Origin of the sequence: Micromonospora sp. M42, assembly GCF_000568915.1 — a bacterium.
GTDB classification, from domain to species: Bacteria; Actinomycetota; Actinomycetes; order Mycobacteriales; family Micromonosporaceae; genus Micromonospora; species Micromonospora chalcea.
On record NZ_KK037233.1, the window covers coordinates 6,066,775 to 6,086,381 of the forward strand.

A 19,607-nucleotide genomic window follows, 5' to 3' on the forward strand; every position below is an offset into this window, starting at 1 on the left:
CGCACGGCATGTCGCCGCGCGCCCCCTCGCCGTCTCGGATCTACAGACCCAGCTCGGCCTCGAAGTTGCCGGCCTCCAGCCGCTCCTTCACCGCGGTGAGGAAACGGGCCGCGTCGGCGCCGTCGATCAGCCGGTGGTCGTACGACATGGCCAGGTAGACCATCGACCGGATCGCCACGACCTCGCCCAGCTCCGGGTCGTTCACCACGACCGGGCGCTTCACCACAGCGCCCGTGCCGAGCATCGCCGACTGCGGCGACGGCACGATCGGGGTGTCGAACAGGGCGCCCCGGCTGCCGGTGTTGGTGAGCGTGAACGTCGCCCCGGCCATCTCGTCCGGGGTGATCTTGTTGGCCCGGGTGCGCTCGGCCAGGTCGGCGATCCGCTTGGCGATGCCGCCCATGTTCAGGTCACCGGCGTTGTGGATGACCGGCACGAGCAGGCCGCGCTCGGTGTCCACGGCGATGCCCAGGTGCTCCGCGGCCGGGTAGGTGATCGTCCCGCCCTCCAGGTCCATGCTGGCCTGGACGATCGGGTACGTCTGGAGCGCCTCGACGGCGGCGAGCGCGAAGAACGGCAGGAACGACAGCTTCACGCCGTGCTTGGCCTGGAACGACTCCTTCGCCCGCGCCCGCAGCTTCGCGACCCGGGTGACGTCCACCTCGACCACGGTGGTCAGCTGGGCCGTCTCGTGCAGCGACTGCTGCATCCGCTTGGCGATGGTGGCCCGGATACGCGGCAGCTTCTCCGTCGTACCCCGCTTGGCGCTCGGCTGCGGCTTGGCGGCCGGCTGGGCCGGCGCCTCCGCCTTCGCGGCCGGAGCGGCGGCGGTCGGCGCGGGCTTGGCGGCCTTCGCCTTCTCCGCCGCCTCCAGCACGTCCTGCTTGCGGATGCGGCCACCCACGCCGGTGCCCTTGACCGAGCCCAGGTCCACGCCGTGCTCGGCGGCGAGCTTGCGCACCAGCGGCGTCACGTACCCGGCGGCGTCCTCGCCGTGCTCGGCCGGAACGCTCCGGCGCTGCGTGGCGGCCGGCGCGGCCGGCTGGGCCGCCGCCTCGGCCTTGGCCGGCTGCGCGGCCTGCTCCGCCTCGGCGGCCGGCTCGTTGTAGGCCGCGCCCGGCGTCGGCTCCTCGACCTTCGGCTCCGGCTTGGCTCGGGCTTCGCCTCGCCTTGGGCTCCGGCTTGGCTCGGGCTTCGGCTCCGCCTTCGCGGGCGCGGCGCCGGCCACGCCGAGGATCGCCAGCACGGCGCCGACGTCTTTTGTCTCCCCTCGGCGACCTTGATCTCCTGCAGCGTGCCGGCGACCGGCGACGGGATCTCGGTGTCGACCTTGTCGGTGGAGACCTCCAGCAGCGGCTCGTCCACCTCGACGGTCTCACCGACCTGCTTGAGCCAGCGGGTGACGGTGCCCTCGGTGACGCTCTCGCCCAGGGCCGGCATGGTCACCGGCGTACCCTCGCCCGACGACGCCGCCGGCTGGGCCGGCTCCTCGACGGCCGGCTGCTCGGCCTCGGCGCCCGGCTCGGCGGCGGCCTCCTCGGCCTGCTGCTCCGGCTCGGGGCCGGTGCCCTCGGCGGCGGCGGTCGGCTCGGTGGCCGGCTCGGCCTCCTGCTTCGGGGCCGCGCCCGCGTCCTCGCCCTCACCGGCGATGATCGCCAGCTCGCTGCCGACCTCGGCGGTCTCGTCCTCGCCGACCACGATCCGGCTCAGCACGCCCGCCGCGGGGGACGGGATCTCGGTGTCGACCTTGTCGGTCGACACCTCGAGCAGGGGCTCGTCGACCTCGACGGTGTCACCCTCCTGCTTGAGCCAGCGCGTGACGGTGCCCTCGGTGACGCTCTCGCCGAGCCGGGGCATGGTGACCGATACCGGCATGTTCTCCAGACTCCTTCATTCCCTGGTGGGATTCTCGCCCGTCGCCGGACGCCGCGGTTGTCGTGTCAGGCGTGCGCGTGCAGCGGCTTGCCGGCCAGGGCCAGGTGCGCCTCGCCCAGAGCCTCGTTCTGCGTCGGGTGGGCGTGCACGAGCTGCGCCACCTCGGCCGGGTACGCCTCCCAGTTGTAGATGAGCTGCGCCTCGCCGATCAGCTCACCGACCCGGGCGCCGACCATGTGCACGCCGACCACCGGGCCGTCGTCCACCCGGACCAGCTTGACGTGGCCCGCGGTCTTGAGGATCTGGCTCTTGCCGTTGCCGCCCAGGTTGTAGTTGTACGTCTTGATCTTGTCGGCGCCGTACTGCTCCTTGGCCTTCGCCTCGGTCAGGCCGACCGACGCCAGCTCCGGGTCGCAGTAGGTCACGCGCGGGATGCCGGCCTCGTCGATCACGGCCGGGCTCTTCCCGGCGATCTCCTCGGCGACGAAGATGCCCTGCTGGAAGCCACGGTGGGCGAGCTGCAGGCCGGGCACGATGTCGCCGACCGCGTAGACGTTCGGCACGCTGGTGCGCAGCCGCTCGTCGGTCAGCACGTAACCGCGGTCCATCTTGACGCCCTGCTCCTCGTAGCCGAGGCCGGCGGTGTTCGGGCCGCGGCCCACGGCGACCAGCAGCAGCTCGGCCTCGACCGTGTCACCGCCCTGAATCGTCAGCTTCACGCCCTTGTCGGTCTTCTCGACCTTCTCGAACGGCTTGCCGACCTTGAAGTTGATCTTCCGCTTGCGGAACGCCCGCTCCAGCGCCTTCGACGACTCCTCGTCCTCGGCGGCGACCAGGCGGGGCAGCGCCTCGACGATGGTCACGTCCACGCCGAAGGACTTCCAGACGCTGGCGAACTCGACGCCGATCACGCCGCCGCCGAGCACGATCGCCGAGGACGGCACGCGGTCCAGGGTCAGGGCGTGGTCGCTGGTGATGATCCGCTCGCCGTCGACGTCCAGGCCGGGCAGGCTCTTCGCGTACGAGCCGGAGGCCAGCACGACGTTACGGCCGGTGTAGCGCTTGCCGTCCACCTCGACGACGTTCTTGCCGACCAGCTTGCCGGCGCCCGCCACGAAGGTGATCTTCTTGCTGCTGCCCACCAGGCCCTGCAGGCCCTTGTACAGGCGGGAGATCACGCCGTCCTTGTACGAGTTGACCGCCTTCATGTCGATGCCCACCAGCTCGGCCTTCACGCCGAACTGCTCGGACTCGCGGGTCTGGTCGGCGATCTCGGCGGCGTGCAGCAGCGCCTTGGTCGGGATGCACCCGTTGTGCAGGCACGTCCCGCCGAGCTTGCTCTTCTCGATGAGGGCGACGGAGAGGTCCAGCTGGGCGGCACGCAGCGCCGCCGCGTAGCCGCCGCTACCACCTCCGAGGATGACGATGTCGAAGGTCGTGTCGTTCGGCTCGCTCACATCCAACTCCCAGGTCGCGTCACTGCATCGGGGGTTACGGCGGAGTAACAGGCACACCCCACCTCGGTCATCTTGTCACCACCACGGACCGGGCGCGTACCGAGGTGCCCAACGACACGTCGGTGACACGTACCCTTGGCACCGTCCTCGATGACGGCTTGGGGGAGGAGTGGATTCGGTGGGGTTGTTCCGACGACGAAAGCGGGCCGCCCCGGCGAGCCGCGACCGTGCCGCCGACCGCGCCGATCTGGACCACTTGGAGAACTTCGTCCGGACCCGTAAGGGCGTCGAGGCGTACATCGAGCCCCGTACGACGGTCACCGAGACCACGATCATGCTGATCGCCGACGACGGCGAGTGGACCCGGCGGCGCGTGGGCGGGCCGGACGAGGCCCGCCGCTGGGCGCACCGGATCGCCATCCCGATCTACGACGTGCGGCTGATGGGCTATCCGCAGCGCATGCGCGACTACAACGAGCGCCGCAAGCGTCGTCCCGAGTTGTTCTGAGCGGGCGCGGGTGTCAAAAAGGGCCCCTTCTACAACGCGAGGCGTTAAGAAGGGGCCCTTCCTTGCACGTCAGCCGTTGGTGGCGACGTCCTCGACCAGGTGCACGAGCGTACGCACCGGCACGCCGGTGCCGCCCTTGGTCCAGTAGCCGGTCGCCTCGCCCGAGTGGTAACCCGGACCGGCGATGTCGATGTGCGCCCACGCCACGTCGTCGGTGACGAACTCGCGCAGGAACACGCCGCCCTGCAGCATGTGCCCGGCCCGGTCCATCCCGGCGTTGACCTGCGAGATGTCCGCGACGTCCGACTCCATGCCCTTGCGCACGTCGTCCGGCAGCGGCATCGGCCAGGCCGGCTCACCGGTCGCGTCACCGGCCACCCGCACCCGCTCGCACAGCTCCGGGGTGCCCATCACACCGGCGATCCGCTTGCCCAGCGCGATCACCTGCCCGCCGGTCAGCGTGGAGGTCTCGAACAGGTAGTCCGCGCCGTCCGCGCAGGCCCGCGCCATCGCGTCGGCCAGCACCATCCGGCCCTCGGCGTCGGTGTTCAGCACCTCCACCTTCTTGCCGTTGAACATGCTGATCACGTCGCCCGGGCGGTAGCTGGCGCCCGACGGCATGTTCTCCGCCATCGGCAGGTAGCCGGTGACGGTGACCGACGGCTTGAGCGCCGCGATCGCCAGCATGGCCGCGCCGACCGCCGCCGCGCCGGCCATGTCCGACTTCATCTCCCACATGCCCTGCGCCGGCTTGATCGAGATGCCGCCGGTGTCGAACGTGATGCCCTTGCCGACCAGCGCGACCCGCTTGCCGTTGCCGCCGCCCTCCGGCGTCCAGGTGAGCTTCACCAGCCGCGGCGGGGCCTCGGAGCCCTGGCCGACGGCGAGGATGCCGCCGTAGCCACCGGCCTTGAGCGCCGCCTCGTCCAGCACCTCGACCTCCAGCCCCGCCTCGCGGGCGGCGGCGGAGACGGCGTCGGCGAACGCCGGGGGACGCAGCTCGTTCGGCGCGGTGTTCACCCAGTCCCGGCTGGTCCGCACCGCGCCGGCTACCGCCTGCGCCCGCGCGACCTCGGCCTGGGCGGTCGCGTCGGCCGCGTCCGGCACCGCCACCAGCACCTCGGCCACCGGCTCACGGCGGGCCGGCTGCGGCTTGGTCTTGTAGCCGGCGAACCGGTAGCCGCCCAGCAGCGCGCCCTCGGCGACCGCGCGCAGCGCGGCCGGGGCGTCGGCGTCGTCGGGCAGGGGCAGGGCCAGGGCGACGCGCGCCGCGCCGGCCAGCGCCCGTACGGCGGCGCCGGCGGCCCGGCGCAGCGACTCCGGGGCCGGAGCGGCGCCCGAGGGCTCCGGGCCGAGGCCGACGGCCACGACCAGCGGGGCGGTCACGGTGCCCAGCGTGGCCAACTTGATCACCTCGCCCGGGCCACCTGTCGCGCCGAGCAGGGCCAGCGTCTCGGTCAGCTTTCCGTCGAACGCGGCGGCGATGCTCTCCCCGCCGGTGGCCAGCAGCAGGGCGTGGGCGGGTGCGCCGCTGCCCGGCTCGGTGGTCTGGCTGTGCACGCCGATCACTTGAAAAACGACGGCGAGTTCGGCGGGGTCGGTGTCGACCAGGCTGAGGGTGGTGCGGGGCGATGTCACGAAAGCTACTCCGGGCGGGCCGGGCCGGCCGCGTCGTCGGTACCGGCGGTGAAGGTGTCTCCGGCGGCAACCTACCCGCCGGAAGGCGTGGGTGTCCCGCCGATGCGCGCCGACGGGATCCCGCCGATGCTAACCACAGTCGTCGCGGCCGGTAAGTTGCCACCCATGACCGAGGTGACCTCCGACGCCGCCGAGACCCGGCTGCGCCGCTCCCCGCTGCACGAGCGGCACACCGCGCTCGGCGCGAAGTTCGCCCCCTTCGGGGGCTGGCAGATGCCGCTGGAGTACGCCGGTGGCGGCGTGCTCAAGGAGCACACCGCCGTCCGTGAGGGCGTCGGCGTGTTCGACGTCTCGCACCTGGGCAAGATCCGGGTCACCGGGCCGGGCGCGGCGGACTTCGTCAACGCCTGCCTCACCAACGACCTCGGCCGGATCGCCCCCGGTCAGGCGCAGTACACGCTCTGCTGCGACGACGCCACCGGCGGCGTGGTGGACGACATCATCGCCTACCTGCACGCCGACGACCACGTCTTCCTGATCCCCAACGCCGCGAACACCGCCGAGGTGGCCCGCCGGCTGCGCGCCGCCGCGCCCGCCGGGGTCACCGTCACCGACGAGCACGAGGCGTACGCGGTGCTCGCCGTCCAGGGCCCGCGCTCGGCGGACCTGCTGGGCGCGCTCGGCCTGCCCACCGGGCACGACTACATGAGTTTCTCCACCGCCACGCTCGACGGGGTGGAGCTGACCGTGTGCCGCACCGGCTACACCGGCGAGCTGGGCTACGAGCTGGTCGTGGCGTCCGAGCACGCGGTCGCCGTCTGGGACGCGCTCTTCGCCGCAGCCGGCGACGTCCGCGCCTGCGGCCTGGCCGCCCGGGACACGCTGCGCACCGAGATGGGCTACCCGCTGCACGGGCAGGACCTGTCCCCGGAGATCACCCCGGTGCAGGGCCGCTCCGGCTGGGCGGTGGGCTGGGACAAGCCGGCGTTCTGGGGCCGCGACGCGCTGCGCGCCGAGAAGGCCGCCGGACCCGCCCGTACGCTGCGCGGCCTGACCGCTGTCGACCGGGCCATCCCGCGCCCCGGCATGGCCGTGTACGCGGGCGACCGGCAGGTCGGCACCGTCACCAGCGGCACGTTCAGCCCGACGCTCAAGCACGGCGTCGCGCTGGCGCTCGTCGACACCGACCCGAAGCTGGCCGACGGCGAGGAGCTGGAGGTGGACATCCGGGGCCGCCGTGCCCGGATGCGCCTGACCCGGCCGCCGTTCGTCAAGCCCTCGGTGCGCTGAGGCCGGAGGCGGATCGGCCCTCGGCGCGCTGAGCCGCGCGGGTCAGTCCTCGCCGCGCTCCCCGGCGTCGAGGACTGCCTGCGTCCAGCCGCCCTCCAGCACGCCGGTGCCGTCCAGCACCGCCCAGTCGACCACGTCCGACGCCTCCACCACCACCGGGGAGCCGATCCGTACGCTCGGGTCGGTGTTGGCGTCGCTGGCGCTCGCGCCGACGATCCGTTCCGGGCTCTCCCACGAGGTCACCCCGGCCCAGACGTACTCGGGGCCGTCGTCGCCGGGCAGCCCGTACTTGACCACGAGCTGGCTCTCCTCGGGCAGCCGCCCGGCCAGGAACCGGGCCCGGATGTCGCCGAGCGCCTCCCGGGCGGTCTCCACCGCGCGGCTCATCGCGTCCCCGGTGCGGGTGTAGCGCACGTCCGGCTGGATGCCGTTGAACAGCGTCGCGCAGGCGGCGGCGAAGTAGCGGCCGGGCGGACCCGGATGCCCGGGCGGCGGGTTGAGGCTCAGGAACGAGTCGGCGTCCGGGTCGGTGGCCGGGTCCAGCTCCAGCCGCAGCAGCACCGGCGCGGTCGCGCCGTGCTGCTCCGGATTGCCGTACGCCACGGCGATGTCGTGCCCGGTCACCGTGGCCAGCACGGGAAGCTGCACGAACGCCGGCACCTCCTCACCGGCGAGCCCGTCGGTCCAGTCCCGCAGCAGCCGCCGGGCCGCGCCGGTCATCACCGCGCCCCACGCCCGGGTCAGGTGGTCCGGCACGCCCTGGGCCTGCAACTCCAGCAGCCCGAACCGGCGCAGCCCCTTCGTGGTGAACCACAGCCCGTCGGAGTCCGAGGAGTAGGGCACCAGCACCCAGTCGACGAGCCGGATCCGGCCCTGCTCGTCGGGCAGCGAGCGCAGCGCCGCCGCCGGGTCGAGGAACTGGAGCCCGAAGACGTCCACCACGTCCCCGCCGACCGTCTCGGCGACCGCCGCGGCCACCGCGCGGGCGGCCCACTCGTGCGCCGGCGGCCAGCCCGGCCGGTACTCGGCCTGCACCACCACCAGGTGGGTGGCGGCGGCCAGCCGGGCCAGCTGCTCCTCGGTGGCGCCGAACGCGGTGAGCAGGTCCGGCGGCAGCTCGGGGAACTCGTCGACGGTACGGGTGTCGACGGTCATCAGCGGGCTGTCGAGCATCTGCTTGGCCAGCCCGTGCACCGGCTCGGCGAGCCGCCCGGCCAGCCCTTCCACTGCGGTCTTCGGGCTCACCTTCGGCAGGCCGGTGATCGGCACCAGATAGGTCGCGTCGAGCGACTCGGGCACCGGTACCGGCAGGAAGTCGTCCGTGATGAGCATGCCGTCCCCCTCGACCGCGCCGGTGCACTCGCCCCGAACGCTACCCGCCCGGACCGGTGACGCTCAGCCGGTCAGCACCAGTCCCAGGTAGGACAGCGTGGTGACGATCTCCACGAGCGCCCCGAGCACGTCGCCGGTGATGCCGCCGAAGCGGCGTACCAGGTGCCGGAGCAGCCCGGCCGCGACGGCGAGCGCCCGAGCACGGCGATCGGCCCCTGCCACGGACGGTCCGGCACCGCGGGCACGGCCGCCAGCGTGACGGCGATCGCTCCGAGCGCCAGCGCGCCCCACCCGACGGTGCCGGCCACGAGCGCGCCCAGGCCCTCCGGCCGCGCGGCCGGCACGTCGCGCCGGCAGGCCAGGCTGACGGCGAGCCGCCCGGCCGCGGTCGCGGCGACCACGGCGGCGAACGCGGCGAGCGCGTCCCGCCCGGCCAGCTCCGCGAGCACCGCGCTCTGGAGCAGGAGTACGACCACCAGCGCGACCACCCCGAACGGGCCGACGTCCGGCTGCTTCATGATCTTCAGCGCGGCCGGACCACGCCGGTACGAGCCGAGCGCGTCCACGGTGTCGGCCAGCCCGTCCAGGTGCAGCCCCCGGGTGAGCAGCGCGCCCAGCCCCACCGTGACCACGGCGGCGACGAGCGGTGGCGCGAGCGCGCCGGTGAGCAGCAGCGCCCCGCCGAGTACGGCGCCGAGCAGCGCGCCGACCAGCGGGGCGAGCGCCATCGCGGTGCCGGCGGCGGCCCGGTCGACCCGGCCGGCGCGTACCGGTGCGGTGGTGAACGTGGTGAGCGCCAGCCGGATGCCGTCGGCGAGCCGCGCCTCAGTCGGCACGTCGGCCGGGGAAGACCGGCTCGTCGGACCCGATCGTGGTCGGTCCCGGCCCGGCCGGCTCCGGCTCGGCGAAGTCCGGTTCGTCGCCGGTCCGGCCGTCGCCGGTGTCGCCGTCGTCGTCGGGGCCGCCCAGCGACGGATGCGCCGGCAGCGTGGCGGCGAGCGTCAGCGCGGAGCGCAGCAGCGGCAGCGCGGCCAGCGCGGTCGCCCCCTCGCCCAGGTCGAGCCGCAGGTCCACCAGCGGCGTCAGGCCGAGCACGTCGGCGGCCAGCCGCACACCCGGACGGCCGCCGTGGTCGGGCAGCAGGCACCAGTGCCGCGCCTGCCCGGCCAGGTCGCGGCTGACCATCGCGGCGGCGGTGCCGACCGGGCCGTCCAGCAGCACCGGCACCTTACGGGCGGTGGCGCCCAGCAGGACGCCGGTGGCCAGCGCGATGTCGCCGCCACCCAGCTCGGCCAGGATGTCCTTGGCCTCGCGGGACGAGCGGCGGGTGCGGTGCAGCGCGTCGCGTACCGCCGCGCAGCGGACCATCCAGGCGGTGTCGTCGATCTCGCCCTGCTCGGTGATCACCCGGCCGAGCACGGTGGGCGGCTCCGCGCCCGCGGTGGCCGCGAGCACCGCCGCGGCGGCGGCCTCGGCGCCCGCACCGCACGCGGCGAGCACCAGCAACTGCACTCCCGCGTCGGCGGCCTGCTCGGCGAGCCGCCAGCCGTAACGCAGCGCCGCCTCGACCTCGTCGCCGGGCAGGGCCGGGCGGTCCTCGATCGGCGCCGACGTGGGCGCCTCGACGATCTGCAGGTCGGCGCGGTTCTCGGCGGCCAGCCGGGCCAGCGCGCCCCGGCCGGCGCGGGCCTGCCGGGCCCGGCGGGCCGACTCACCGGCCGGCGCGCCGGCCGACACGCCGCCTTCGTGGTCGCCCTGGATCAGCAGTACGCGCACCGAGTCCCACGGCCGCGGCATCGAGGTGCCCTGGGTGGCGGCCGCGAAGCCGACCACCTGCTCCAGCACGCCCAGACCGGCGCCGGGAAGGTCGAGCGTGGCGAGCCGGTCGACCGCCTGCGGACCGGTGTAGTCGTCAGGCATCGGCAGTTCCATGCCCGGCTGGATCACCAGGCCGGTGGCGATCATCGGCAGCGCCATGGTGGGGGCGGCCCAGTCGCCCGTGCCGGGCTCGTCGGACGCGGCCGGGGCGGGCAGCGGGGCGGCGGCCGGGGTGAGCACCTCGGGCAGCGTCACGTCCCCGGCGCCGAGGTCGGCCGGTACGGCCTGAGCCGGTGCGGTCCGGCTCGCGGCGGCTCCGGTCGGCGCGGCCTGGTCCGGCGCGGGCCGGGGTGCCGTGGCCCAGGATGTCGCGACCTGGGGCGCCGCGTCGCGGCTCGGCCCGGCCTCGGGCGACGTGCCGGCGGGCGGCACGGCGTGGGCCGGAGCGGCCGGCTTGAGCCAGGTGGTCTGACCGGCGACCACCAGCGCGACCGCGTCGCAGGCGTCGGCGACCGCGCGGTTGGCGGCGCCGAGCGCGTCAGTGAACGCCCGGCCGAGCGGCGTGGTGGGCACCAGGGACAGGCCCACCTCGGGGCTGACCAGCACCAGCCGGGCGGTGCTGGAGCGCACCGCCGCGGCCAGCTCGGCGATCGTGGCGGTGTCGTCGGCCGGCTGGTGGGCCGGGTCGAGCAGCACCGTCACCAGCCGCCCAGGTCGTCCACGAGCAGCGTCTCGTTCGGCCCGGCGCGGCGATCATAACGTAGACGCTCCCTAGAGTGACGGATGTGTTTCGTAGAGATTCATCTTAGCATTGAGATATGTCAGCGGTGGTAGGCCCCTGCTCTTTAGTTAGAAACGGCCAACTGGATAACCTGCGCCAAAAGCAGGGATTCTAACTAATACATTCCAGCATCGACAGACGTGCAGTTGTGCGCGAGGCGGGCCGCCCACTCGGTGTCCTCGGGATCCCCGGCCGGGGCGGTCGCCACGTACCGGACCGTGGGCGCGTCGGCGACCAGCGACTCGGCGATCTCGGACTTGCCGGAGCGGATACCGCCGAGCACCAGGAGGGTGTGCCACCCGTCAACGGACATGCCCCGTACCTTAGATGCCGCCGCCCCGGCGGGGCAGTGAGAGGTGGCTCATCGCGGTCGGCGCTCGGGGGCCTCGAAGCGATAGTCGTTGGGATTCACGTCAACCGGCTTCGGATCCTCCTGCCAGGCTCCCTCGCCGGGGCGGGCGAGAAGCGCGTCGAGCAGCTCCTCCCGGTCCATCTCGTGGGCCGCCTCGATGCCGCCGCGTACCGCCATCGCCCGTATCTCCTCGGTGTCCATCTCCCGCAACGGCCGCATGGTGTCCTCCCTCGCTGACGACGTCCGGCGTGGATACCCCGCTGGTGACGGCCGAACCTTGCGGGCACCCGCGCGTCGGCCCGCGCCGGTCGAGGGGTGAAGCGTCGTGGGCGGGCGACTAGGCTTGCGGAGGTTTGGCGTCCTGCGGGACGACGGCGGCGAGGGGAGACGCGGCATGGCGTGGAGCTGGCGGTACGAGGGCACGAACGGCGACGCGGTCGACGGGCCGGACGAGTCGTTCACGAGCCAGGCGGACGCCGAGTCGTGGATCGGCCAGACCTGGCGGGAGCTCGCGGCATCCGGCGTCACCACCGTCGTGCTGGTCGAGGACGACCGGGTGGACTACCGGATGAGCCTGCAACCCCCGGCCGAATGACCGGCTACGACCGTCCCGGCGAGCCGCTGGTCCTCGGCGTGCCCCGGGCGGCGTTCCGGCCGAGCCCGATCTTCCTGGCCCTGGTCGCGCTCTTCGTGGCCAGCGGGGTGATGGCCTGGAACCGGTACGGCAACGTCCGGTTCGACGTGTTCCTCTTCGTGGTCTCCGGCTGGCTGGTCTCACTGTGCCTGCACGAGTACGCCCACGCCGTGGTCGCGTACCGGGCCGGTGACCGGGACATCGCCCACCGGGGCTACCTGACGCTCAACCCGCTGAAGTACACCAGCCCGCTGCTGTCGATCGTGCTGCCGGTGGTCGTGGTGCTGCTCGGCGGCATCGGCCTGCCCGGCGGCGCGGTCTGGGTGGACCGGCACGCCATCCCCGGCCGGCTGCGGCACACGCTGGTCAGCCTGGCCGGGCCGGCCACAAACGTGCTGTTCACGCTGGTGCTGGTGGCCGCGGTGGCGTGGGGCCCCGAGCTGGGCGGGCCGCTGGAGTTCTGGGCCGGTGTCGGGCTGCTCGCGTTCCTCCAGCTCACCGCCAGCGTGCTCAACCTGCTGCCGGTGCCGGGCCTGGACGGCGGCAACATGCTCCAGCCCTGGCTCAGCCCCGCCTACCGGCGGATGTACGACCTGTTCGCCCCGTACGGCTTCATCCTGCTGTTCGCGCTGCTGTGGAGCCCGCAGATCAACCGGGCGTTCTTCGGCGCGGTGTTCGCCGTCGGCGACGCGCTCGGGCTGCCGCGGGAGCTGTACCAGATCGGCTACGCCCTGATCCGCTTCTGGCAGTAGCCGACCGGCCGTTCCCGGGCCGGAGCGAGCCGGCCCGGGAACGACGCGACGTCACGGACGCTGCGCCGGGCTCTCGGTCTTCGCCGGGTCCCGCTCGGTGACCGGCTCGACGATCTCGTCGATCGCCTTCAGCAGGTCGGCGTCGAGCTTCACGCCCGCCGCCTTCACGTTGTCGTGCACCTGCTCGGGCCGGGACGCGCCGACGATCGCCGAGGCGACGTTCGGGTTCTGCAGCACCCACGCGACGGCGAGCTGCGCCATCGTCAGTCCGGCCTGCTCGGCCAGCGGCTTGAGCCGCTGCACCCGGGTGAGCACGTCGTCGTTGAGGAACCGCGCGATGAAGTTCGCGCCGGACTTCTCGTCGGTGGCGCGGGAGCCGGCCGGCGGCGGCTGGCCCGGCAGGTACTTGCCGGACAGCACACCCTGCGCCATCGGCGACCAGACGATCTGACCGATGCCCAGCTCCTCGCTGGCCGGGATCACCTCGGTCTCGATGACCCGCCACAGCATCGAGTACTGCGGCTGGTTGGAGATCAGCGGGATGCGCAGCTCACGGGCGAGCGCGTGCGCCTCGCGCAGCTGCGACGCCTTCCACTCGGAGACGCCGATGTAGTGCGCCTTGCCGGAGCGTACGACGTCGGCGAAGGCCTCCATCGTCTCCTCCAGCGGCGTGCTGTAGTCGTACCGGTGGGCCTGGTAGAGGTCGACGTGGTCGGTCTGCAGGCGGCGCAGCGAGCCGTCGATCGACTCCATGATGTGCTTACGGGAGAGGCCCCTGTCGTTGCGGCCCGGCCCGGTCGGCCAGTAGACCTTGGTGAAGATCTCCAGCCCTTCGCGGCGCTCACCCTTGAGCGCGCGGCCGAGCACCGACTCGGCCCGGGTGCCGGCGTACACGTCGGCGGTGTCGAACGTGGTGATGCCGCTGTCGAGAGCGGCGCGGACGCACGCGAGCGCGGCGTCCTCCTCGACCTGTGAGCCGTGGGTGATCCAGTTGCCGTACGAGATCTCGCTGACCATCAGGCCGGAGCGGCCCAGGTGACGGAATTCCATGCTCCCGACCCTAGTCCTGCCCGGTGGCGACCGCCGTCCGGCGCTCCCCGCCGGGCGCGGGTCAGAGCACCGGGCTGGCGTCGGCGAGCAGACGGTCGATCTCCGCGACCACCGCCGCGCGGCCGGGATGCACCGGGTCGATGAGCGGGTCGCCGCGCCGGTCCAGCGCGCCCCACCGGCCCGACTCCGTGGCGACCATGAACGCCACCGGATGCACCACCACAGTCGGGTACGCCGGCGTGACCACCACCCGCCCGGCGCGGTCCACCACGCCCCGGCGGCCGGCCAGCTCGACCACGGCCAGGCCGTCGGCGGTGAACCCGTCCACCTTCCGTCCGTCGGCCAGCGGCGTGCCGAGACCGTGGTACCGGGTCGGCACCACCACCTCGCCGGTGAGGTCCACCGCGCCCCAGCCGCCGTTCTGCCGTACCGCCGCCAGTCCGTTGCGGAACGACCTGACCTCCTCGTACCCGGGCGGGATCCGCACGATGTTCATCCGGTCCACGGCCATCCAGCGGCCCTTGCCGTCCATCGACACCCAGGACAGCCCCTCGGAGAAGGCGCCCACCGCCCGGTAGCCGTTGTTCGCCTCGATCAGCGCCGCGCCGGACGTGTCGATCAGCGCCCAGCGGGACGCCTCCGGACGGCGTACCCAGGCCAGCCCTTCGTGGAACGGCTGCACCTCGGCGTACCGGTGCGCGATCACCATCTCGCCGTCGGCGTTCGCGTACCCCCAGAGCTGCTGCTCCTCGTCGAACGTCGCCACCGGGAGACGCGGCGCGCCGAGCACCTCCTCGGGCCGGCGCGGCGCCGGACCGAAACCGTCGGCGGCGGCCCGCTCCGCGACCGCGTCCAGCGCCACCTCGACGCGCGCGTTCATCGCCGCGTCCTCGCCGTGGCGCAGGTCCAGCGCCCGCTCGAAGTGCAGGCACGCCTCGGTCAGCCGTCCCTGGTCGTAGCAGCTCCGCCCGGCGTGCTCGTGCAGCAACGCGCGCAGCGGGTCCGGCAGCTCCGGCGAGTTCGTCTCGGCGAAGAGCCGGTCGGCCTCCGCGTGGTCACCCCGCCACCGCAGCGCCTCCGCGAGACGGGCCCGGGCCAACGCGGTACGCCGCAGCTCACCCGTCGTCTCCGCGTACGTGACTGCCAGCCGCGCGTCCCCGAGCGCGTCGTCCAGGTCGCCGAGGATCCGCGACGCCACCGGCGCAAGCTCAGCAGCCGGGGCCGGCCACGGTTGTCCAGGGGGGGGGTCGAGCTTGCCGGTCAGGTCGGAAACGCCCTACAAAACGATTACGTAGCTTTCTTCAGTGTGGCGGCTATTTGTCCCGCCAAGCCGACCGCGGCGAAGGGGCCTGCTCCGGGTCGCCGGGGGCGGCGGCGGTCCGGCCAGGTTCGGCGTCCGCTTCGGTGTCCGCTTCCTCGGTACGGGGAGTCGGCGCGTCGTCGGTCTGAGCGGTCGGCTCGTCGGCGGGCTCGGGTGGTGCGGGCTCGCGGTCGTGCTCCGGGTCGACGGTTGTGGTGTCGGTGTGAGGTGCGGGCTTGCCGTCGGCCGCGGGCTCGGCGGGGGCGCGGTCCGGGTCACCGGTCGGTGCGGTCTCGCCGTCGGAGTCCTCGCCGGGCGCGGTGGCCGGGGTGTCGGCGGCCTGCGGCTGCGGGATCGTGATGCCGGCGGGCTCGATGCCGGCGGGTGCCGATTGCGGGGTCGCGATGCTCGTGAGGTCGGCTTCGGCTCGGCTGCCCGGAGACTCCAGTGGCGAGGCGGTGATGTCGGCGTCGGCCCGGATGCTGCCGGTCGGCTCCGGTGTGGTGGCCGGTTCCTCGACGTGACCGGCCCCGCCCGGCTCGCCGGCTGTCTGGCTCCCGCCGCCAGCCTCTGAATCCGTGGCGTCCTGCCCGGCATCCACAGTGACCGGCGGCTCGGCGTCGGTGGCCGGCCGGCCGCTTCCGGTGTCGGCGGACGTGCCGGTGGCGGGCATGCGGTTGCCCGCGTTCTCCCCGCCGGAAGCGGTCCCGTCCGGTGTGTCCAGGTGTCCGGCCGCCGGGTCCGCGGTGCTCGTGGATTCGTCGGTGTCGGTGTCGGTGTTTGCGTTGGTGCTGATGTCGGTGGCGGCAGGGGCGCTCGGTGTGGCGTCGCTGGTTGAGGCGGCGGATGGCGTGGTGACGCCGGTAGCGGGCGGCGTCGAGCCGGTACCGGACCCGGCCTCGGCCACCTCGGGGGTACGAATCGTCGCCGGCTGGGCTCGGTCTGCCGGAGATCTTGGTACGAAATGGCCCCCAGGGGGGCCGAAATCTTCCAAGATCTCCGGCGGTTCCGGTGTCTGGGCGGGGGCGGCGGGCTGGCTGGGACGGAACCATGCCTCGGCGCCGGAGTCCGTGGCCGGGGAGGGCGGAGCGGTTGTCGCCCCCGGGCGGGGGTGCTCGGCTCGCTCCGATGGCTCGCCGGTCCGGTCGACAGCCGGGCCGGTTTCCGTCCGTCCTGTGCCGGGCGCGGGACGGGCACTGACGTCGGCGTAGGGCCGGTCGGCGTCAGGGGCCGAGGTGGACGGAGCCTGCACCTCGGACTCGCGCCGACGACCGGCATCCACATCCGACGGCTTGGCCTCGGCGTCCGGTCCGGCCTCGGGCTCGCCGATGGCGCCGCTCTCCACGACTGGCCGGGGCGCGATCGGGGCCGGGTGCTCCACCGAGTCGGCGGGCCTGACGTCGGGTAGCTGCTCGGCCGGTGTGGGTACGGGTGGCCTGCCCGCGGTCTGCTGTGCGGGCACGGAACCGGAGTAGGCAGGCGGTGCCGGGCGAGCCCTCGCGGGTTGCGCCGCGTTCACCGGGTCGGAAGAAGGCGGGCCGTGACGCTCGGCGGTCCCGTCCTGCGACGGCGTGGGCCGGGCCGCGCCCTCGCTCCGGTCCGTCGGTGCCGCGCCACCCGGACGCTGCGCTCCAGAAGTGGGCGCTCCGGACGTGGGCGCACGGGATACGTGCGCGTCGGAAGGAGGCGGAACGGGGGTGACCGCGCCGGAAGCGGGGCTGCCCGCGCCAGGCATGTCGGCCTGCGGCGCGGCGGGGGCGGACGCTCCGGAAACGGGAGCGTCCGCGACGGGCACGCCGGCCTGCGGCGCAGGAGGTGCCGGACGCGGGGTGTCGCCGGTCCGAGGCGCGGCCGAGCCCTCCCCGGAACGCCCGGGCGTGGCCGGCGGCGGCACCGGATCGGGCCGTACCGGGGCGACCCGGGGACGGTCGTCGGGACGGGTGTGTGCGGCCGGCTCGACAGGTGCCGTCTCCCGGCCGTCGGCGACCCGGGGCGGCGGGTGACCGGCCGGCCGCACCGGCCACTGCACCGGCGGCGCCGACCTGCGCTCGTCGGGCGGTGCCGACCTGCGCTCGTCCGGCCGCACCGGCCACTGCGGGGCACGGGTCTCGGGGCGGGCGGCGGCATCCGGCTGTGGCCGACTGGGCTCGGGACGGGGCATCACGGTGGGCGGCCGGGTGGCGTCGGACGGCGGCATCGGGTACCGCTGCGGCGCCGGCCGCTCCACGGGTGGGCGCTGCCGTTCGTCCGGCCGGCGCGTGTCCGTCTCGGGACGGGGCCGCGGCTCGATGATGGGCCACTCGCCCTGGTGCGGGCGGGACCGGTCGACCGGCGGGCGCTGACCCTGCCACCGCTGGTCGGCGCCGGGACGCGGTGCGCCGTACCGGTCGGGCTCGGTCTGCGGAGGCCCGTTCTCGGGCGCCCGGCGCTGGGTCTCCGGGTACGCGGCGGCCTCCCGGCCCGGCGCACGTCCGTCTGCCAAGGGCCGGCCGTCCACCGGCTCACGCCGCTCCGCCGGGGGACGCCGGCTCGGGTCACGCCAGCCGTCACCGTCGGTGCCGCGCCAACCGTCCCGGCCCGGCTGGCCCCACCCGGCCGCGCCCCGCTCCAGCGGCGGCACGGCGTCGTCGCGCCGATCGGCCGGGCGCCCGGCGCCGTGGTCACGCCGCCCGTCGGACGGCGGCTCCCGGCGCTCGTCCGGGAAGCGGTCGCGGCGTCCGTCGGGCATGGACTCGCGGCGCCCGGCGGGGGAATGGTCCCGCCGCGCGTCGGACGCCGAGCCCCACCGCTGTTCCGACACGGCAGGCGGGCCCTCGACCGGGGCGCGGCGTCCGTCGGCCTGGTGCGGGCGGTCGGCCCGGCGCTCGCCATGGTGCGGGAACTCGTTCGGCTCCGGCATCCAGCCGGGCTGGGACGGCCGGCGCGGTGCGGCCTCGGGGCGTACCCAGCGTTGGTCGAGCCGCTGCTCGGGCGGCGTGGGCGGGCCGGTGCGGCGCCGATCCTCCGGCCAGGGCCGCCGCCCGTCCGCGGGGTGCCCGCGGCGGTCGTCCGGAGGGCTGCCGGCGGGGCGCTGGCCGCCGTGATCCGTGGGCCCGGCCGGGTACGCCCCGCGGGACGTGGCCGGACCGGCCGGGCCGCCACCGCGTGGACCGCCGGACCCCGGCTGCTCGGCCCCGCGCGGACCGGCGGGACCGGTCGGGTGCGTGCCATGTGGGGCGGCTGGACTGGTCGGATACGTGCCGCGTGGGCCGGCTGGACTGGTCGGGTACGTGCCGCGTGGGGCGGCCGGACTGGTCGGGTACGTGCCGCGTGGGCCGGCCGGACTGACGGGGTACGCGTCGCGCGGACCCGCGGGACCCACCGGGCCGGCGGGGTGCGGGCCGTGCGGACCGGCCGGGCTGACCGGGTGGAATCCGGCGGGACTGACCGGGTTCGCGCCGGCCGGGCTGACCGGATACGGATCGGTGTCGGGCGCGGGACTGACGGGGTGGAACCCGGCCGGGCTGACCGGGTGCGCGCCTGCTGGGCTGACCGGGTACGGGTCGGCGTCGGGCGCGGGGCTGACCGGGCGTACCTCGGCGCGGCCGACCACGGTACGGCGGCGCGGCGTCAGGTTCTCGATGCCGATGTCACCCGGGTAGCGCTGCCCCGGGAACTGCGGCTGCCACTCGTGGGTGGGCTCGGCGGCCCAGGCCGGTTCGGCCGGCTCGCGCCAGCTCCCCCAGCCACTCATCGGCAACCCCTCCGGCCGCTCGCGCGGGACGGCCCCGGGGCCGGCTCGCGTCGCTCGCTCACGGCGGTGTCACCTCATTGGAAATTCGCGCGCTGGGGCGCCGGACGTGCCGGTACAGTCGCCCGGTCCAGCACGTCGTGGCTGCGGAAGGAGGGTAACGGCGTGGGCTCGGTCACCGCCACTGTGGCACCACCCACCGGCGCACACGTTACCCCATGGTTTCGGACATTCGGCGCGATCGCGGCGGCCGGGTTCCGGCGGCACGCGACCTACCGTCAGGCCGCCGTGGCGGGGCTGTTCACCAACACCGTGTTCGGCTTCCTGCGCTGCTACATCTTCCTCGCCGCGACCGGCGCGGCCGGCACCGTGGCCGGCTACGACAGGGCGCAGCTCGCCACGTTCGTCTGGGCCGGCCAGGGGCTGCTGGCTGTGATCGCCATCTGGGGCTGGACCGACCTGGCGGACCGGATCCGTACCGGTGAGGTGGCTGCCGACCTGCTGCGACCGGTGCACCCGGTGACCAGCTACCTCGCCACCGACCTGGGCCGGGCCGGGTTCGCGTCGCTGGCCCGGCTGGTGCCGCCGCTGGTGATCGGCCCGTTCTTCTTCGCGGTGTACGTGCCCCGGCACTGGGCAACGGTGCCGCTGTTCCTGCTCTCCGTGCTGCTCGCGGTGGTGGTCTGCTTCGGCTGCCGCTACCTGGTGAACGCCACCGCGTACTGGCTGCAGGACGTCCGAGGGCCGATGATCCTGTGGACGCTCGGCTCGGGCGTGCTGGCCGGGCTCTACTTCCCGCTCGGGTTCCTGCCCGGCCCGCTGGAGGCGGTCCTGCGGTACGCGACCCCGTTCCCCAGCATCCTTCAGGTGCCGCTGGACGTGCTGGTGGAGCGGGAGCCGATGTCCACCGGTCTCGCCCTGGTCGGGGTGCAGGCCGCCTGGGTGGTGGCGCTGCTGGCGCTGTGCCGGCTGGTGCAGCGCCGCGCCGAGCGCCGCCTGGTGGTCCAGGGTGGCTGAGCGCGACAGCGCGCCCAGGGTGGCTGAGCGCGACAGCGCGTCCAGGGTGGCTGAACTGCGGGCGTACCGGGCG

General features: G+C 74.4%; 12 protein-coding genes and 3 pseudogenes. 5 read left to right on the forward strand and 10 right to left on the reverse strand.

All coding sequences use genetic code 11. The features are described 5' to 3' along the window. Positions 1-40 precede the first annotated feature (40 nt). Together sucB and lpdA are read right to left on the reverse strand one after the other, a co-directional pair. Positions 41-1,875 (reverse strand): annotated as a pseudogene (gene sucB / locus MCBG_RS28090) (2-oxoglutarate dehydrogenase, E2 component, dihydrolipoamide succinyltransferase). 65 nt (positions 1,876-1,940) lie between these two features. After that, positions 1,941-3,332 carry a dihydrolipoyl dehydrogenase gene (gene lpdA, locus MCBG_RS28095; protein ID WP_043329337.1) on the reverse strand — a complete coding sequence of 464 codons (1,392 nt, stop codon included), beginning with the start codon at positions 3,330-3,332 and terminating at the stop codon, positions 1,941-1,943. A gap of 178 nt (positions 3,333-3,510) precedes the next feature. Here lpdA and MCBG_RS28100 point away from each other — a divergent pair, with 178 nt between their 5' ends. Continuing rightward, positions 3,511-3,840, forward strand: coding sequence for a hypothetical protein (locus tag MCBG_RS28100; RefSeq protein ID WP_013287729.1), 330 nt, complete (start codon positions 3,511-3,513; stop codon positions 3,838-3,840). A 69-nt stretch (positions 3,841-3,909) separates the two neighbouring features. Here MCBG_RS28100 and MCBG_RS28105 read toward each other — a convergent pair whose 3' ends face one another. Further along, positions 3,910-5,478: a leucyl aminopeptidase gene (locus MCBG_RS28105; RefSeq protein WP_043329338.1), complete on the reverse strand. Its 1,569-nt coding sequence runs from the start codon at positions 5,476-5,478 to the stop codon at positions 3,910-3,912. A gap of 165 nt (positions 5,479-5,643) precedes the next feature. Between MCBG_RS28105 and gcvT the strand changes: the two genes are divergently transcribed. Beyond that, positions 5,644-6,768: a glycine cleavage system aminomethyltransferase GcvT gene (gene gcvT, locus MCBG_RS28110; protein ID WP_043329340.1), complete on the forward strand. Its 1,125-nt coding sequence runs from the start codon at positions 5,644-5,646 to the stop codon at positions 6,766-6,768. A 42-nt stretch (positions 6,769-6,810) separates the two neighbouring features. On the opposite strand, the gene MCBG_RS28115 is transcribed toward gcvT, so the two are convergent. From MCBG_RS28115 to MCBG_RS28130, 4 genes and pseudogenes are all read right to left on the reverse strand, one after another. Then, complete coding sequence (locus MCBG_RS28115) at positions 6,811-8,100, reverse strand: DUF2314 domain-containing protein (RefSeq protein ID WP_043329341.1); 1,290 nt, start codon at positions 8,098-8,100, stop codon at positions 6,811-6,813. A gap of 63 nt (positions 8,101-8,163) precedes the next feature. Further along, positions 8,164-8,936, reverse strand: a pseudogene (gene cobS, locus MCBG_RS28120) (adenosylcobinamide-GDP ribazoletransferase). Beyond that, a pseudogene (locus tag MCBG_RS28125) lies at positions 8,926-11,012 on the reverse strand (bifunctional adenosylcobinamide kinase/adenosylcobinamide-phosphate guanylyltransferase). Before MCBG_RS28125 ends, cobS begins: the two co-directional pseudogenes overlap by 11 nt. Before the next feature lie 48 nt (positions 11,013-11,060). Then, complete coding sequence (locus tag MCBG_RS28130) at positions 11,061-11,270, reverse strand: hypothetical protein (protein ID WP_018785377.1); 210 nt, start codon at positions 11,268-11,270, stop codon at positions 11,061-11,063. A gap of 175 nt (positions 11,271-11,445) precedes the next feature. Between MCBG_RS28130 and MCBG_RS28135 the strand changes: the two genes are divergently transcribed. Beyond that, positions 11,446-11,646: a hypothetical protein gene (locus MCBG_RS28135; RefSeq protein ID WP_043329344.1), complete on the forward strand. Its 201-nt coding sequence runs from the start codon at positions 11,446-11,448 to the stop codon at positions 11,644-11,646. After that, a complete protein-coding gene (locus MCBG_RS28140; protein WP_043329346.1) occupies positions 11,643-12,437 on the forward strand; it encodes a site-2 protease family protein in 795 nt (264 codons plus the stop codon). Before MCBG_RS28135 ends, MCBG_RS28140 begins: the two co-directional genes overlap by 4 nt. A 51-nt stretch (positions 12,438-12,488) precedes the next feature. Here MCBG_RS28140 and MCBG_RS28145 read toward each other — a convergent pair whose 3' ends face one another. The 3 genes from MCBG_RS28145 to MCBG_RS33245 all read right to left on the reverse strand — a co-directional run bounded on the left by MCBG_RS28145 (position 12,489) and on the right by MCBG_RS33245 (position 15,694). Then, positions 12,489-13,487 (reverse strand): aldo/keto reductase family protein, encoded by a 999-nt coding sequence (locus MCBG_RS28145; protein ID WP_030500117.1) that lies wholly within the window; start codon positions 13,485-13,487, stop codon positions 12,489-12,491. A gap of 61 nt (positions 13,488-13,548) precedes the next feature. Further along, positions 13,549-14,685 (reverse strand): WG repeat-containing protein, encoded by a 1,137-nt coding sequence (locus MCBG_RS28150; protein ID WP_084789643.1) that lies wholly within the window; start codon positions 14,683-14,685, stop codon positions 13,549-13,551. Between the two features lie 115 nt (positions 14,686-14,800). Then, positions 14,801-15,694 carry a hypothetical protein gene (locus tag MCBG_RS33245; protein WP_198033322.1) on the reverse strand — a complete coding sequence of 298 codons (894 nt, stop codon included), beginning with the start codon at positions 15,692-15,694 and terminating at the stop codon, positions 14,801-14,803. A 2,988-nt stretch (positions 15,695-18,682) separates the two neighbouring features. Here MCBG_RS33245 and MCBG_RS28160 point away from each other — a divergent pair. Next, entirely contained in the window at positions 18,683-19,534 is an 852-nt protein-coding gene (locus MCBG_RS28160) for an ABC transporter permease (protein WP_043329349.1), read from the forward strand. The last annotated feature ends 73 nt before the right edge of the window (positions 19,535-19,607 follow it).